This is a genomic window from Roseateles cavernae (genome assembly GCF_040187885.1).
Classification (GTDB): Bacteria; Pseudomonadota; Gammaproteobacteria; order Burkholderiales; family Burkholderiaceae_C; genus Roseateles_E; species Roseateles_E cavernae.
In genome coordinates, this window is record NZ_JBDPLH010000010.1 from 132,249 (window position 1) to 145,338 (window position 13,090).

Here is a 13,090-nt window from a genome sequence, read left to right on the forward strand (position 1 = left end):
CGATGCTGGCCGCATGACCGGACCCCGCGCGCTGCTCGCCCTGTTGCTATTTCTCCTCGGCTTCGCGGCCTCGGCCCAGGAGCCGCTGCGCATCGGCTCCAAGCGCTTCACCGAGGCCTATATCCTGGCCGAAGTGCTGGCCCAGACGGCCCGGCCGCATGGGAGCATCGAGCTCAAGCCTGGCCTGGGCAACACCGCCATCGTCTATGCCGCGCTGCGCGCCGGCAGCATCGATCTCTATCCCGAGTATGTCGGCACGATAGACCAGGAGATCCTGAAGAACGCGCAACCCTCGTCCTCGCTGGCGGCGATGAATGCGCAGCTCAAGCCGCTGGGCCTGGGCGTGGCCGTGCCGCTGGGCTTCAACAACGGCTATGCGCTGGCGATGAAGGCCGAGACCGCGCGCCTCCTGGGCATCGCCACACTGTCCGATCTGGCCGCGCATCCGAGCTTGCGCCTGGGTTTGAGCAATGAGTTCATCGGCCGCGCCGACGGCTGGCGCGGTCTGGCGCAGCGCTATGGCCTGGCACAACAGCCCAGCGGCCTGGACCATGGCCTGGCCTATGACGCGGTGACGGCCGGCCAGATCGATGTGATCGACATCTACACGACCGACGCCAAGATAGCCCACCTCGGCCTGACCGTACTTGCCGATGACGCCGCCTACTTCCCGCGCTACGACGCGCTGCTGCTGTACCGGCTCGATGTGCCGCAGCGCTTCCCGGCCGCCTGGGCCGCGCTGCAGCGCCTGGGCGGCAGCATCAATGAGAAGACCATGATCGCGCTGAATGCCAGGGCCGAGCTGCAGGGCCAGGGCTTCGCGGCGATTGCCCGCGAGCACCTGGCCGGCGGCGCGAGCAGCGAGGTCCAGGCCGCGGGCTTCTGGGGCAAGCTCTTCGGCCCCGACCTGGCCCGGCTGACCGGGCAACACCTGACCCTGGTGCTGGCCTCGGTCGCGCTGGCGGTGTTGATCGGCGTGCCGCTGGCGATTGCGGTGGCCCCGCATGCCGGGCCGCGCGCCCTGGTGCTGGGCGCCAGCGGGCTGCTGCAGACCATCCCCTCGCTGGCCCTGCTGGCGGTGCTGATCTCCTGGGTCGACCGCATCGGCGCGCTGCCCGCCCTGCTGGCGCTGACGCTTTATGCGCTGCTGCCCATCATGCGCAACACCTGCGTGGGGCTGGCCGAGGTGCCGCAAGGCCTGCGCCTGGCCGGCACCGCCTTGGGCTTCACCACGCTGCAGCGCCTGCGCCTGATCGAGCTGCCGCTGGCGCTGCCGACCCTGGTGGCCGGTGTGCGCACCGCCACCAGCATCGCGGTCGGCACCGCGACGATTGCCGCCTTCATCGGCGCCGGCGGCTATGGCGAGCGCATCGTCACCGGCCTGGCGCTGAACGACAAGGACCTGCTGCTGGCCGGCGCCCTGCCCTCGGCCGCGCTGGCCCTGCTGTTCGAAGCGCTGTTCGGGCTGGCGGCCCGCTGGATGCGGCGCCGCTGAGTGAATCAGCGCGCGCGCCGCAGCCGCTGCAGCTGCCCGGCCACCATCTCGGCCATGGTCTCGGCCACCGCCTGCGGATCCAGGCCCGGCTGGTCGAACAGCAGCTCCTGGGCCGCATAGAGCGCATCGATCGCGAGCCGGAAGTTCAGCCGCACGCGCGCCGGCTCGGCCTGCGGGTGCGCGGCGATGAAGGCCGCCATCAGCATCTCGGTGACCTGGTCATGCGAACCGTTGCGCACATGCTGCAGCGCAGGCACCGCACGCAGCGCCCGCGTGACCCAGACGCCGGCCGGTATCTGCTCGGTCAGCGCGATGGTCTGCAGGAACAGCGCGGCCACGCTGCGCGCGAACTTCGCCTCGGGCAAGGCCATCGTCGCCGGCGTGGCCCAAGGCTCCAGCAAGGCGTTCTGCGCCGCCATCAGCCGCAGGCCCAGCTCGTGCAGCAGCGCGTACTTGTTCGGGAAGTACTGGTAGAGCGCCGGCGGAGAGATGCCGACGCGCTGGCACACCAGATTGGTCGACAGCCGCTCGATGCCCACCTCGCCCAGCAGCTCGGCGCAGGCCGCCAGGATGCGCTCATAGGTCTCGATCGCACGCGGCTGGGTCGGGGCTTTCTTCAGCGCCAGCTCGGGGGCGGCAGTTTTCGGGAGGCCGGTCATGCCGGCAGTCTAGGGCCATCCCGCCCTCGGGATAGTCCGTAGAACATCGCCCTAGCGAATAAATATAGTCATCGCTACATTCACTGCGTCACGATCGATGGCGACAGGAGACAAGCGATGAAGCACATCAGGCAGCAACACCTGACCCCGCTGATGCTGGCCGCGCTGGGCCTGCTGGGCGGCCCCTGCGCGGGGGCCCAGGAGGCGGTCCAGCTCGAAGCGGTCGTCGTCTCCGGCCAGGGCCGCAGCCAGCAGCTGCAGTCGGTGCCGATCGCGATCCAGGTGCTGGGCGCGGACCAGGTGCGCAGGCTGGGCGCCAATCATCTGGGCGAGCTCAGCGCCCATGTGCCGGGGCTGGAGATCGATGCCAACCAGGCCACCCAGCCGCGCATGTCGCTGCGCGGCATCGGTACCTCGGACTTCGGCATCGGCACCGATTCGCCGGTGGGCATCTATGTCGACGGCGTCTACACCGGCAAGACCGGCGGCGCGCTGCTGAACTTCAACGACCTCAAGCGCATCGAGGTGCTGAAGGGCCCGCAGGGCACGCTGTTCGGCCGCAACAGCGCCGGCGGTGCGATCTCCATCGTCACCAATGAGCCCGAGTTCCGCCGCAGCGGCAGCGGCCGGCTGCGCCTGGGCGAGGACGGGCTGCGCCAGCTCGAGGCCCTGGTCAACCAGCCGCTCGGCGAGCGCCTGGCGCTGCGCGCCAGCCTGGTGTCGCAGCGCAGCGACGGCGATCTGCGCGATGCCGCCAGCGGCCAGCGCTACGGCGGCCAGGGCAGCTGGGGCGCGCGCCTGGCGCTGCGCCTGCAGGCCAGCGAGGACACCAAGGCGGTGCTGACCTATGAGCATGAAAAACTGGACCAGCGCGCCCGCGCCGCGATCGGCCTGGTGGCCGCCCGCCCGGCCGGCACGCCGCTGCCCTTCCCGGCCGATCCGGGCGGCTTTCTGGACCCGCGCAAGGCGCCGCTGTTCAGCGATGTGCCCGATGCCAGGGAGGCGCGCGACTTCGACGGCCTGACCCTGCGCATCGAGCACAGCCTGCCCTGGGCCGAGTTCACCTCGACCACCGCCTACCGCCATTTCAGCTCGCTGAACCGCCAGGACAACGACGGCACCAACAACCCGGCCGCCTATCTGCGCACCACCAATCTCGAGGGCAATACCAGCTGGCAGCAGGAGTTCCGACTGGCCGGCAAGCACCCCGGCGCCGACTGGCTGCTGGGCCTGAGCCTGTTCCACGAGAAGGCGCGGCAGTCGGCCCTGGTCGGCACGACCACCACCGGGCTGGACAGCCTGTCGGCCAATCTGCTGGGCGCGCCGCTGTTCAGCAGCGTCAATATGCTGAGCCAGGCGGCCGGCATCCCGGGCGTGGACCTGCTGGGCCAGGACTGGCTGGAGGACATGAGCAACCGCGCGCGCAACCAGGCGCTGGCGGTCTACGGCGATGTGATCTGGCGCGTCGGCCCGGCCACCAACATCACCACCGGCCTGCGCCTGACCCGCGACGACAAGCGCTTCAGCTGGTTCAACCCGCTGCGCCAGGCCCCCGGCCTGGACGCCCAGCTGGCGGCGCTGGACGCGGCCGGCCTGTTCCCGGCCCTGGTCGCACTGGGGGCGATCAGCCAGGACGAGGCCGATGCACTGTGGGGCGGCATGACGAACAACGCCCTGGTCGCAACCCAGGGCGCCAGCGCCGCGCCGCTGCGCGTCAGCAAGAAGTGGAGCGATACCAGCCCGCGCCTGGTGCTGGACCATCGCTACAGCAAGGACCTGATGGCCTATGCCTCGCTGACGCGCGGCTACCAGGCCGGCGGCTTCAACACCTTGCAGGTCAACTCGCGCTACGAGCCCGAGCGCGTCAGCAATCTGGAGCTGGGCCTGAAGGGCCAGTGGCCGGCGCAAGGCCTCAGCTACAGCGCCGCGCTGTTCCACTACCGCTTCGACAATCTGCAGACCCTGCAGCTGGTGCCGGCCAGCACGCCCGGCGGCATCCCGGCCTACCAGGTGACCATCAGCGACCAGCGCGCCACCGGCCTGGACCTCGAGGCCCGCTGGCAGGCGACGCGCCAGCTGCGCGTCAACGCCGCGCTGGAGCTGCTGGACCAGACCTACCGGCGCGGCCGCGGCAGCGCCGGCGAGAACCTGGCCGGCCTGCCGGTCGGCACGCCCAAGCTGAGCGCCAGCCTGGGCGCCGACTATGGCTGGGCCCTGGCCGGCGGCCAGGCCCAGGCCAGCCTGCAGGCGGCCTATAGCAGCGCCCAGCGCTGCAATAGCGAATCGCTGGTGCAGGGACAATGCCTGAGCACGCCCACATTCCGCGTCGGCGGACCCCGGCAGCGCCTGGACGGCCGGCTGGCCTGGGACAGCGCGAACCAGGGCTGGGGCCTGAGCCTGGCGGTCAGCAATCTGCTGGACAAACGCTATGTCAACAAGCTCTGGTACGAATCGGCCCCGCTGGGCAGCGCCTATGCAACGCTGAGCCGGCCGCGCACCGTGTCGCTCGAACTGCGGGCCAGCTACTGATGCGCATCACCGTATTGCCGACCCTGCTGACCCTGCTGGCGCTGCAGGCCTGCGGCCGGGACGCGCCGCCGACCGCGGCCGCCATCTCCGCCCAGGCCGAGACGCTGCGCCCGGCCGAGGCGCGCCTGGCCGCCGTCTACGAACGCTCCTGCCTGGCCTGCCATGGCCGGGCCCATAGCGGCGCGCCACTGACCGGCGATGCGCAAGCCTGGGCACCGCGCCTGGCCAAGGGCATGGAAGCGCTGCTGCTGAGCAGCCGCCAGGGTCTGGGCGGCATGCCGGCGATGGGCCTGTGCGCCGACTGCAGCGACGCCGATCTGCGCGCGCTGATCGAATTCATGAGCATGAGAGCAAAGCCACGATGAACAAGCGACGCGACTGGCTGAAGATGAGCGCTGCGGCCGCGCTGGGCGGCGGTCTGCTGCCATCGACAGCGCGGGCGAGCAGCGCCACCGCACGCCCCTGGCAGAACTGGTCCGGCAGCGCGCGCTGCCAGCCCAGCCAGTGGCTGATGCCGGCCGACGAGGCCGAGCTGGCCGGGGCCCTGGCCCGCAGCAGCGGCGCGCTGCGCTGCGTCGGCGCCGGCCATTCCTTCACACCGCTGGTGCCCACCGATGGCAGCCTGGTGGCGCTGGACAAGCTCAGCGGCATCGTCGCGCTCGACAAGGCCGCGCAGACGCTGCGGGTGCGGGCCGGCACCCGCATCGGCCAGCTGGCCCGTGCGCTCGACGGCCTGGGCCTGGCCCTGCACAACCAGCCCGATATCGATGTCCAGACCCTGGCCGGCGCGCTGGCCACCGCCACCCACGGCACCGGCGCCGAGTTGCCGGCGCTGCACGCCCAGGTGCTGGGCCTGCGTCTGGTGACGCCCGCCGGCGAGATCCTCGAGTGCAGCCGCGACAGGAACCCCGAGCTGCTGGCCGCAGCCCAGGTGTCGCTGGGCGCCCTGGGCGTGATCACCGAGTACACGCTGGCCGTGCGACCGCGCTTTCTGCTGCAGCGCCATGTGTGGCTGGAGCCGACCGAGGCCTTGCTGGAGCGCGCGCCCGAGCTGGCCCGCACACACCGGCATTTCGAGCTCTATGTGCTGCCCTTCACCGGCCACAGCGCGGCCATCACCCATGCCGAGGTGGCGGCCGGCGAGCCCTATGCGCCGCCCTCGGCCGACGAGGACGTGCTGCGCGATCTGCGCCGCCTGCGCGACTGGCTGGGCCGCTGGCCCGAGCTGCGCCGCTGGACCGCCGCCAAGCTGATCGCCCAGGCCGCGCCCGAGCGCTCGCTGAACTGGTCGTGGCGCCAGCTCAGCACGGTGCGGCCGACCCGCTTCAACGAAAGCGAGTACCACGTGCCGCGCGCCGCCGGCATCGCCTGCCTGCGCGAGATTGTGCAGACGCTGGAGCGGCGCAACGAGGTCTTCTTCCCGATCGAGTTCCGCTACATCCGCGGCCGCGATGATGGCGCCTGGCTCAGCCCCTTCCATCAGCGCGACAGCTGCTCGATCGCCTGCCATGCGCTGCAGGGCGAGGCCCATGACTATCTGGTCAGCGAGCTGGGTCCGGTGTTCCGCCGCCACGCCGGCCGGCCGCACTGGGGCAAGCTGCATGACCTGGGCCGCGCCGAGCTGCAGGCCATGTACCCGCGCTTCGCCGACTTCCAGCGCCTGCGCGCCGGTCTCGACCCGCAGGGCCGCCTGCTGAACCCCCATCTGAAGCAACTCCTTGGCGGAGGTCCGCACAATGGCTAGCACCAAGCGCCGCCTGCTGCTGGGCGCCGCGGTCGCGCTGCCCGCAGCCGCCTGGCTGGCCCGGCCCGCCGAGCAGGGCGGCCCGCACGACGACTACTTCCAGCGCCTCAGTGCGGCGCTGCGCGAGGCCGGCATCGCCCAGGCCAGCCTGGTGATCGACCTGCCGCGGCTGCGTGCCAATCTGGCCGCGATCGGCGCCCATGCCCAAACCGGCATGGCGCTGCGCGCAGTGCTGAAAAGCCTGCCCAGCCTGCCCTTGATGGACGAGCTGGCGCGAGCCTGGAACAGCGAACGGGTGATGGTGTTCAACGCCGCCCAGCTGCTGCAGCTGCTGCAGGCCAGGCCGCAGGCCCAGGTGCTGATGGGCAAGCCCTTGCCGGTGGCGGCCGCCGCCGCGGTGCTGCAGGCCCTGCCGGCCGAGCTCGGCTCCGGCATCGAGTGGTTGGTCGACACACCGCAGCGTCTGGCCCAGTACCGCCGGCTGTCCGAGCAGCGCGGCGGCCAGGCGCTGAAGATCAATCTGGAGATCGATGTCGGCCTGCACCGTGGCGGTTTCGAGGACCAGGGCGAGCTCGGCGCCGCGCTGGCCGGCCTCAGGACCGGCGCGCTGCGCTGGAGCGGCTTCATGGGCTACGACGCCCATGTTGCGGCCCTGCCCGATGTGCTGGGCATGCGCGCCACCGCCTGGGACGAGGCCCAGCGCCGCTACCGCACGGCGATGGATACCGCCAGCACCGCGCTGGGCACGCAGCAGCGCGAGCGGCTGACGCTCAATACCGCCGGCTCGCCGACCTTCCGCCTGCATGACGGCAAGGGCGTGGCCAACGAGGTGGCGGTCGGCTCGGCCGCGCTGCTGCCGCTGGACTTCGAGAAGCCGCTGCTGGCCGATCTGCGGCCGGCCGCCTTCATCGCGACCCCGGTGCTGAAGAGCTGGCCGCAGTTCCGCCTGCCCGAGGGCGCGAGCTGGCTGTCACGGCTGGCGCGGGCCTGGGACCCGAACCAGGCCCGCGCGCTGGCCATCCATGGCGGGCACTGGCTGGCCCGCCCGGTCTCGCCGCCGGGAGTGCAGCCCAGCGGGCTGTACGGCCACTCGAGCAACCAGCAGGTGATGGTGGCGTCCGAGCGGGTCGCACTGCGGCCCGACGAGCAGGTGTTCCTGCGCCCGCAGCAGAGCGAGGCCGTGCTGCTGCAGTTCGGCGACCTGCTGGTGTTCGATGGCCAGCACATCAGCGCCCGCTGGCCGGTGCTGCCGGCGTCGGCCTGAAGCCTTCTTTCTTTTTTCAAATACTTTGGGGACGGCGTGTCGAACTGCCTGGCCTTGCCTCGTCGTGGGAATGTAGCCAACCACCACCTCAAGGAGAGACAAGATGCGATTCATGGTTTTGATCAAGGCCGACAAGAACAGCGAAGCCGGCCAGATGCCCAGCGAACAGTTGCTGACCGAGATGGGCAAGTTCAACGAAGAACTCGTCAAGGCCGGCGTGATGCTGTCCGGCGAGGGCCTGCACCCCAGCAGCAAGGGCGCGCGGGTGCGTTTCTCGGGCAGGGAGCGCACGGTCGTTGACGGACCTTTTGCCGAGACCAAGGAGCTGGTCGCCGGCTTCTGGATCTGGCAGGTCAAGTCGCGCGAGGAGGCCCTCGAATGGGTCAAGCGCTGCCCCAACCCGATGGGTGAAAGCAGCGAGATCGAGCTGCGCCAGATCTTCGAGGCCGAGGACTTCGGCGCCGAGTACACGCCCGAGCTGCGCGCACAGGAAGACGGGCTGCGCGCCAAGCTGGCCGCGGTCGAGCCGGTGCCCGAATCGCGCGGCGCGATTCCCTATCTGGTGATACGCGGCGCGGCCGATGCGATCGGCTTCTACCAGCAGGTGCTCGGTGCCAGCGTGGCGTTCCGGCTCGATGCGCCGGACGGCAAGGTCATGCATGCCGAGCTGAGCGTCGGCCCGGCCCGCTTCATGCTGACCGAGGAGCGGCCCGAGTACCAGGCGCTGAGCCCCCTGTCGGTGGGCGGCACGGGCAGCAGCGTGGTGGCCTATGTGCCCGACGTCGATGCGGCGGTGGCGCGCGCCATCGCGGCCGGCGCCACCCTGGGCATGCCGGTGGCCGACCAGTTCTGGGGCGACCGCAGCGGCAGCGTCACCGACCCCTTCGGCCACCAGTGGATGATTTCCACCCACATCGAGGATCCGACGCCGGAGCAGGTCCGGCAGCGGGTTCAGGCCATGTTCGAGGGCGGCGCCAAGCCTTGCTGAGCGTCGGGGCTGTGTTGCAGCCGGTTCAGCAGCTGGCGGGCACTCAGCTCCGAGGCTATCGCCAGCTCCAGCGGCGACTGCGACAGGCCCGAGCGCTCGTAATGCAGGTTCTCGTACAGCTGGGCCACCGCCGGGCTGGCGCGCAGCACCGCGAGCAGGGCGTCGCCCGGCAGATCATCGGCAGCAATCAGCGCCTGCACGGTCCGCACCAGCTTGCGGTACTGCGCGGCGCCGACCAGGGCGGGGTTGGCGTCGACGCGCTCCAGCAGCTGCGTCATCGCGATCAGGTTCTCGATACGGCTTGTGGCGGTGGCCATGGCAGGGACCTCGTAGGGCTGGGCGGCGAGTCGTCGCCCTGACAAGGTTCAGATGGCAGCATATTGGCGCTTTTCAAGACGGCCCGATTGGCTGAACGAAGCGCCATTCGCCACCCACTGGGACCGCGCCCAGGAAACGCACAAAACGCCAGGCGTGCCGCCCCCTCAGCCCTGATAAGTCGCGTCACCGTGCGGCGCGGCGATGAACGCGGGCAGCCGTTCGGCCGCCGCCGAATAGGCTGTCAGCACGGGGAAGTCCGCCGCCGGCGCCAGCTCGGGCACCAGCTCGCGGGTGAAGTGCCAGACCACGGCCGTGGTCAAGCCGGCTTGATCCATGGCCGAGTCGGGTGCGGGCAGCGGCTGGCGGGCCAGCTCGGCCTCCAGCGCGCCATAGGCGGCCCGTGCCTGAGCCTGGATGCGCTCGACCCAGGGTGCGTGCTGCTTCTCGCTCGGGCGCAACGCACGCTCGTAGACGATCTGCACGGTCTTCTCGCAGCCCGCCAGCGCCAGGCCGATCAGGCGCAGCGCATGGCGGCGTGCGGCCAGCTCGGCGGGCATCAGGCTGAGCCCCGGAGCGGCCATGGCCTCGGCATAGTCGAGGATCAGGCTGGAATCCATCAACACCGTGCCTTCATCGCAGACCAGGCTGGGCGCTTTGACCACCGGATTGACGGCGCTGAATTCCGCGAAGCCGCGAAACACCGAGATCGAGCGATGCGTGAACGGCAGGCCCAGCAACTGCAGCGAAATGGCGACCCGCCGCACATAGGGCGAGTCCAGCATGCCGATCAGTTCCATCATGCGTCTCCAGCAAGAACAGGGCGCTCAGTTTAGGCCGCCTTCGCGCCTGCCAAGCGCAGCAATGGGGGACACGCCCGCTACCATCTCGGCGTACCTGTCGATGCAGTGACCATGTCCGGAGCCGCCGATGCAAGCCCCAAGCCGCAAGCCCGACCTCAGCCCGACGAAGCCGCTGCTGCGCCTGGGCCTGGCGCTGCTCACGCTGGGCGCCATCGCCTGGCAGCTGCGCATCCACCTGAGCCTGGGCATGGACCCGGTCAATTTCTTCAGCTACTTCACCAATCTGTCCAATCTGCTGGCGGCCAGCATGCTGCTGGTGCTGGCGCTGGACGAGTTGCTGAATAGCAGCCGCCTGGCGGCCCGGCCGGGCTGGCAAGGGCTGCGTGCCCGCTCCATCGCCAATATGCTGGTGGTGGGCCTGGTGTTCGCCGTGCTGCTGCGCAATGTGGATCTGGGCGCCTTGCTGCCCTGGATCAACTTCGTGCTGCACACGCTGATGCCTTGCGCGCTGCTGCTGGACTGGTGGCTGCGGCCACCGGCCGCCGACCATGGCCTGGCGGTCAGCGCGAGATCGCTGGGCCTGACCCTGCTGTTCCCGGCCCTCTATCTGATCTATGTGATGCTGCGCGGCTCGGCCACCGGCTGGTACCCCTACCCCTTCCTGCGACCCGATCAGGCCGGTGGCGGACTGGCCGTGAGCGCCTATGCGCTGGGCATCGCAGTGAGCTTTGTGGTGGCCCATCTGTTCTTGCGGGCCGTGGCCGGTTGGCGGCTCAGGCTGTCTTCTTCGCCGCCCCCAGATAGGTCTCAATGACCCGCGAGTCGCGCGCCAGTTCGGATGCCGGGCCCTCCAGCCCGATCTCGCCGGTTTCCAGCACATAGCCGTAGTCGGCCACCTCCAGCGCGGCGCGGGCGTTCTGCTCGATCAAGAGGATGGACACGCCGGTGTCGCGCAGGCGCGCGACGATGCGGAAGATCTCCTTGACGATCAGCGGGGCCAGGCCGAGGCTGGGCTCGTCCAGCATCAGCACCTTGGGCTGGGCCATCAGCGCACGGCCGACGGCCAGCATCTGGCGCTCGCCGCCCGACAGGGTGCCGGCCAACTGCTCGCGGCGCTCCTTCAGCCGCGGGAACAGTTCGAACACCTTCTCCAGGCCCTCGCGCCAATCGCGCTGGCCCAGGCGCATCGGGCGGAAGCCGCCCAGCACCAGGTTGTCCTCGACGCTCATCGTCGTGAACAGCTCGCGCTTCTCCGGCACCAGGGCCAGGCCCTTCATGACCCGCTCCTCCAGGCCCAGCGTCGAGATGTCCTCGCCGTCGAACAAGACCTGACCCTTGGCGGGCAGCACGCCCATCAGCGCGTTCAGCGTGGTGCTCTTGCCGGCGCCGTTGGGGCCGATCACGGTGACGACCGCGCCCTGCGGCAGGCGCAGGTTCAGCCCGCTCAGCACCTCGGCGCGGCCGTAGCCGGCGTGCAGATTGGTGACGTTCAGCAAGTCCTTGGCCATCTCAATGCTCCGTTCCCAGATACGCCGCGCGCACTGCGGGGCTGGCCTGCACCTCGTCGGGCGTGCCCTCGATCAGCTTGGTGCCGAACTCCATCACGACGATGCGATCGGTCAGCCCCATCACGAACTCCATATCGTGCTCCACCAGCAGGATGCTCATGCCCTCGCGCTTGAGCTGGCGCAGCACCTCGCCCAGCGCCTGTTTCTCCTTGTGGCGCAGGCCGGCAGCCGGCTCGTCGAGCAGCAGCAGGGCCGGGTCGGTGCACAGCGCGCGGGCGATCTCCATCAGGCGCTGCGGGCCCAGCGCCAGATTGCCGGCCAGCTCGTGCATCTGGCCGGCCATGCCGATGCGGCTCAGCTGGGCTTCGGCCTCCTTGAACAGGCGCCGCTCCTCGTCGCGGTCCAGGCGCAGCATCGCGCGCGCCGCGCCGCTGCGGCTGCGCAGATAGCCGCCCAGCGCGACGTTCTCCAGCACCGTCATGTCGGCAATCATCTTGACGTGCTGGAAGGTGCGCGACATGCCGCGCCGCGCGATCTCGCGCGAGGCCTGGCCGCCGATGGCCTGGCCCCGGAAGCTCACGCCGCCGCTGGTCAGCGACAGCACGCCGGTGATCAGATTGAAGGTGGTGGACTTGCCGGCGCCGTTCGGGCCGATCAGGCCGACGATCTCACCGGCCCGTATCTGGAAGCTCACGTCATTGACGGCGACCAGGCCGCCGAACTGCTTGCGCACCTTGTCGACATCGAGCAGCAGCTCGCCGGCCTGCGGCTTGGGCCGAGCGGCCAGCGGGGCGGCGTCGGCCCAGTCGCGCTCGCGCTCGGCGGCCGGCAGCCAGCGCGAAGCAAAGCCGGTGATGTAAGGCCACAGCCCCTTGGGCGCGTACTTCAGCATCAGCACCAGCACCACGCCCAGCACGATGATTTCGAAGTTGCCGCTGCTGCCCAGCAGGGCCGGCAGCACTTCCTTCAGCTGGTCTTCGATGATCTTGACGATGCCGGCGCCGATGAAGGCCCCCCAGACCGTGCCGACCCCGCCGACCACGGCCATGAACAAATACTCAATGCCCATCTTCAGTGCGAAGGGGCTGGGGTTCACGGTGCGTTGGAAATGCGCGAACAGCCAGCCCGACACCGAGGCCAGCAGCGCCGCGATCACAAAGATCTGAACCTTGTAGCGGAAGGTCGAGACGCCCATGGCCTCGGCCATCGTCGTCGCGCCATTGAGCGCGCGGATCGCGCGGCCGGGCCGCGAGTCCAGCAGATTGCGCACCGCCAGCGCCGCCAGGATGGCGAAGGCCCAGATCAGGAAATAGATCGCCCGGCCCTCGCGCAGGCTCCAGCCGAACAGCTCCAGCGCCGGCAGGCCCTGGATGCCGTCGTACTTGCCGAGGAACTCCATATTGCCCATCAGGTAGTTCAGGCTCAGCGCCCAGGCAATCGTCGCCAGCGGCAGGTAGTGGCCCGACATGCGCAGCGTCAGCAGGGCCAGCACCAGGGCGACGAGCAAGGTGATGCCCAGGCCGACGATCAGCGCCAGCCAGGGCGAGACGGCATGGCCGGTGCTCAGCATCGCGGTCGTGTAGGCACCCAGGCCGACAAAGGCTGCCTGGCCGAAGGAGGTCAGGCCGCCGACCCCGGTCAGCAGCACCAGGCCCAGCGCCACCAGCGCGAACAGGCCGATGTAGTTCATCTGCGTGATCCAGTACTCGGGCACCGGCAGCAGGGGCAGGACGATCAGCAGGGCCAGGCCCGCCAGCGGGAGGATTTTGCGCGCTTGCATCGTAG

Annotated in this window: 12 protein-coding genes and 1 pseudogene; 8 read left to right on the top strand and 5 right to left on the bottom strand. The window is 70.1% G+C overall.

Annotated features, from left to right (window positions below):
* Positions 1–13 precede the first annotated feature (13 nt).
* Positions 14–1,495: a glycine betaine ABC transporter substrate-binding protein gene (locus ABGI63_RS21620; protein ID WP_349744572.1), complete on the top strand. Its 1,482-nt coding sequence runs from the start codon at positions 14–16 to the stop codon at positions 1,493–1,495.
* 5 nt (positions 1,496–1,500) lie between these two features.
* On the opposite strand, the gene ABGI63_RS21625 is transcribed toward ABGI63_RS21620, so the two are convergent.
* On the bottom strand, positions 1,501–2,154 hold the full coding sequence (locus tag ABGI63_RS21625) for a TetR/AcrR family transcriptional regulator (protein ID WP_272648683.1): 654 nt from the start codon (positions 2,152–2,154) through the stop codon (positions 1,501–1,503).
* A 117-nt stretch (positions 2,155–2,271) separates the two neighbouring features.
* On the opposite strand from ABGI63_RS21625, the gene ABGI63_RS21630 reads away from it, so the two are divergent.
* From ABGI63_RS21630 to ABGI63_RS21655, 6 genes and pseudogenes are all read left to right on the top strand, one after another.
* Positions 2,272–4,683 carry a TonB-dependent receptor gene (locus tag ABGI63_RS21630; protein WP_349744574.1) on the top strand — a complete coding sequence of 804 codons (2,412 nt, stop codon included), beginning with the start codon at positions 2,272–2,274 and terminating at the stop codon, positions 4,681–4,683.
* Complete coding sequence (locus ABGI63_RS21635; protein ID WP_349744575.1) at positions 4,683–5,048, top strand: c-type cytochrome; 366 nt, start codon at positions 4,683–4,685, stop codon at positions 5,046–5,048. Before ABGI63_RS21630 ends, ABGI63_RS21635 begins: the two co-directional genes overlap by 1 nt.
* Positions 5,045–6,427 (top strand): D-arabinono-1,4-lactone oxidase, encoded by a 1,383-nt coding sequence (locus ABGI63_RS21640; protein ID WP_349744576.1) that lies wholly within the window; start codon positions 5,045–5,047, stop codon positions 6,425–6,427. Before ABGI63_RS21635 ends, ABGI63_RS21640 begins: the two co-directional genes overlap by 4 nt.
* Positions 6,420–7,691 carry an alanine racemase gene (locus tag ABGI63_RS21645; protein ID WP_349744577.1) on the top strand — a complete coding sequence of 424 codons (1,272 nt, stop codon included), beginning with the start codon at positions 6,420–6,422 and terminating at the stop codon, positions 7,689–7,691. Before ABGI63_RS21640 ends, ABGI63_RS21645 begins: the two co-directional genes overlap by 8 nt.
* Before the next feature lie 103 nt (positions 7,692–7,794).
* Positions 7,795–8,205: pseudogene (locus ABGI63_RS21650) on the top strand (YciI family protein); the annotation flags it as partial.
* Between the two features lie 48 nt (positions 8,206–8,253).
* The gene (locus tag ABGI63_RS21655) at positions 8,254–8,679 is read left to right on the top strand and encodes a VOC family protein (protein WP_349744662.1); all 426 of its coding nucleotides are present in this window, start codon (positions 8,254–8,256) and stop codon (positions 8,677–8,679) included.
* Here ABGI63_RS21655 and ABGI63_RS21660 read toward each other — a convergent pair.
* Positions 8,643–8,996, bottom strand: coding sequence for a hypothetical protein (locus ABGI63_RS21660; RefSeq protein WP_349744578.1), 354 nt, complete (start codon positions 8,994–8,996; stop codon positions 8,643–8,645). The genes ABGI63_RS21655 and ABGI63_RS21660 overlap by 37 nt on opposite strands.
* 165 nt (positions 8,997–9,161) lie before the next feature.
* Positions 9,162–9,794 (bottom strand): glutathione S-transferase family protein, encoded by a 633-nt coding sequence (locus tag ABGI63_RS21665; protein ID WP_349744664.1) that lies wholly within the window; start codon positions 9,792–9,794, stop codon positions 9,162–9,164.
* Positions 9,795–9,924: 130 nt separating this feature from the next.
* Between ABGI63_RS21665 and ABGI63_RS21670 the strand changes: the two genes are divergently transcribed.
* The gene (locus ABGI63_RS21670) at positions 9,925–10,611 is read left to right on the top strand and encodes a Pr6Pr family membrane protein (protein ID WP_349744579.1); all 687 of its coding nucleotides are present in this window, start codon (positions 9,925–9,927) and stop codon (positions 10,609–10,611) included.
* Here ABGI63_RS21670 and ABGI63_RS21675 read toward each other — a convergent pair.
* Together ABGI63_RS21675 and ABGI63_RS21680 are read right to left on the bottom strand one after the other, a co-directional pair.
* A complete protein-coding gene (locus ABGI63_RS21675) occupies positions 10,571–11,305 on the bottom strand; it encodes an ABC transporter ATP-binding protein (protein WP_349744580.1) in 735 nt (244 codons plus the stop codon). The two genes, ABGI63_RS21670 and ABGI63_RS21675, sit on opposite strands and share 41 nt — an antisense overlap.
* Position 11,306: 1 nt before the next feature.
* Positions 11,307–13,085, bottom strand: coding sequence for a branched-chain amino acid ABC transporter ATP-binding protein/permease (locus ABGI63_RS21680; protein WP_349744581.1), 1,779 nt, complete (start codon positions 13,083–13,085; stop codon positions 11,307–11,309).
* Positions 13,086–13,090 lie beyond the last annotated feature (5 nt).

Bases quoted from the DNA above. Each gene is read 5' to 3' on its own strand.
- ABGI63_RS21660 (WP_349744578.1), bottom strand. From the start codon at position 8,996: ATGGCCACCGCCACAAGCCGTATCGAGAACCTGATCGCGATGACGCAG.
- ABGI63_RS21625 (WP_272648683.1), bottom strand. From the start codon at position 2,154: ATGACCGGCCTCCCGAAAACTGCCGCCCCCGAGCTGGCGCTGAAGAAA.
- ABGI63_RS21630 (WP_349744574.1), top strand. From the start codon at position 2,272: ATGAAGCACATCAGGCAGCAACACCTGACCCCGCTGATGCTGGCCGCG.
- ABGI63_RS21680 (WP_349744581.1), bottom strand. From the start codon at position 13,085: ATGCAAGCGCGCAAAATCCTCCCGCTGGCGGGCCTGGCCCTGCTGATC.
- ABGI63_RS21640 (WP_349744576.1), top strand. From the start codon at position 5,045: ATGAACAAGCGACGCGACTGGCTGAAGATGAGCGCTGCGGCCGCGCTG.
- ABGI63_RS21645 (WP_349744577.1), top strand. From the start codon at position 6,420: ATGGCTAGCACCAAGCGCCGCCTGCTGCTGGGCGCCGCGGTCGCGCTG.
- ABGI63_RS21620 (WP_349744572.1), top strand. From the start codon at position 14: ATGACCGGACCCCGCGCGCTGCTCGCCCTGTTGCTATTTCTCCTCGGC.
- ABGI63_RS21635 (WP_349744575.1), top strand. From the start codon at position 4,683: ATGCGCATCACCGTATTGCCGACCCTGCTGACCCTGCTGGCGCTGCAG.
- ABGI63_RS21670 (WP_349744579.1), top strand. From the start codon at position 9,925: ATGCAAGCCCCAAGCCGCAAGCCCGACCTCAGCCCGACGAAGCCGCTG.
- ABGI63_RS21675 (WP_349744580.1), bottom strand. From the start codon at position 11,305: ATGGCCAAGGACTTGCTGAACGTCACCAATCTGCACGCCGGCTACGGC.
- ABGI63_RS21665 (WP_349744664.1), bottom strand. From the start codon at position 9,794: ATGGAACTGATCGGCATGCTGGACTCGCCCTATGTGCGGCGGGTCGCC.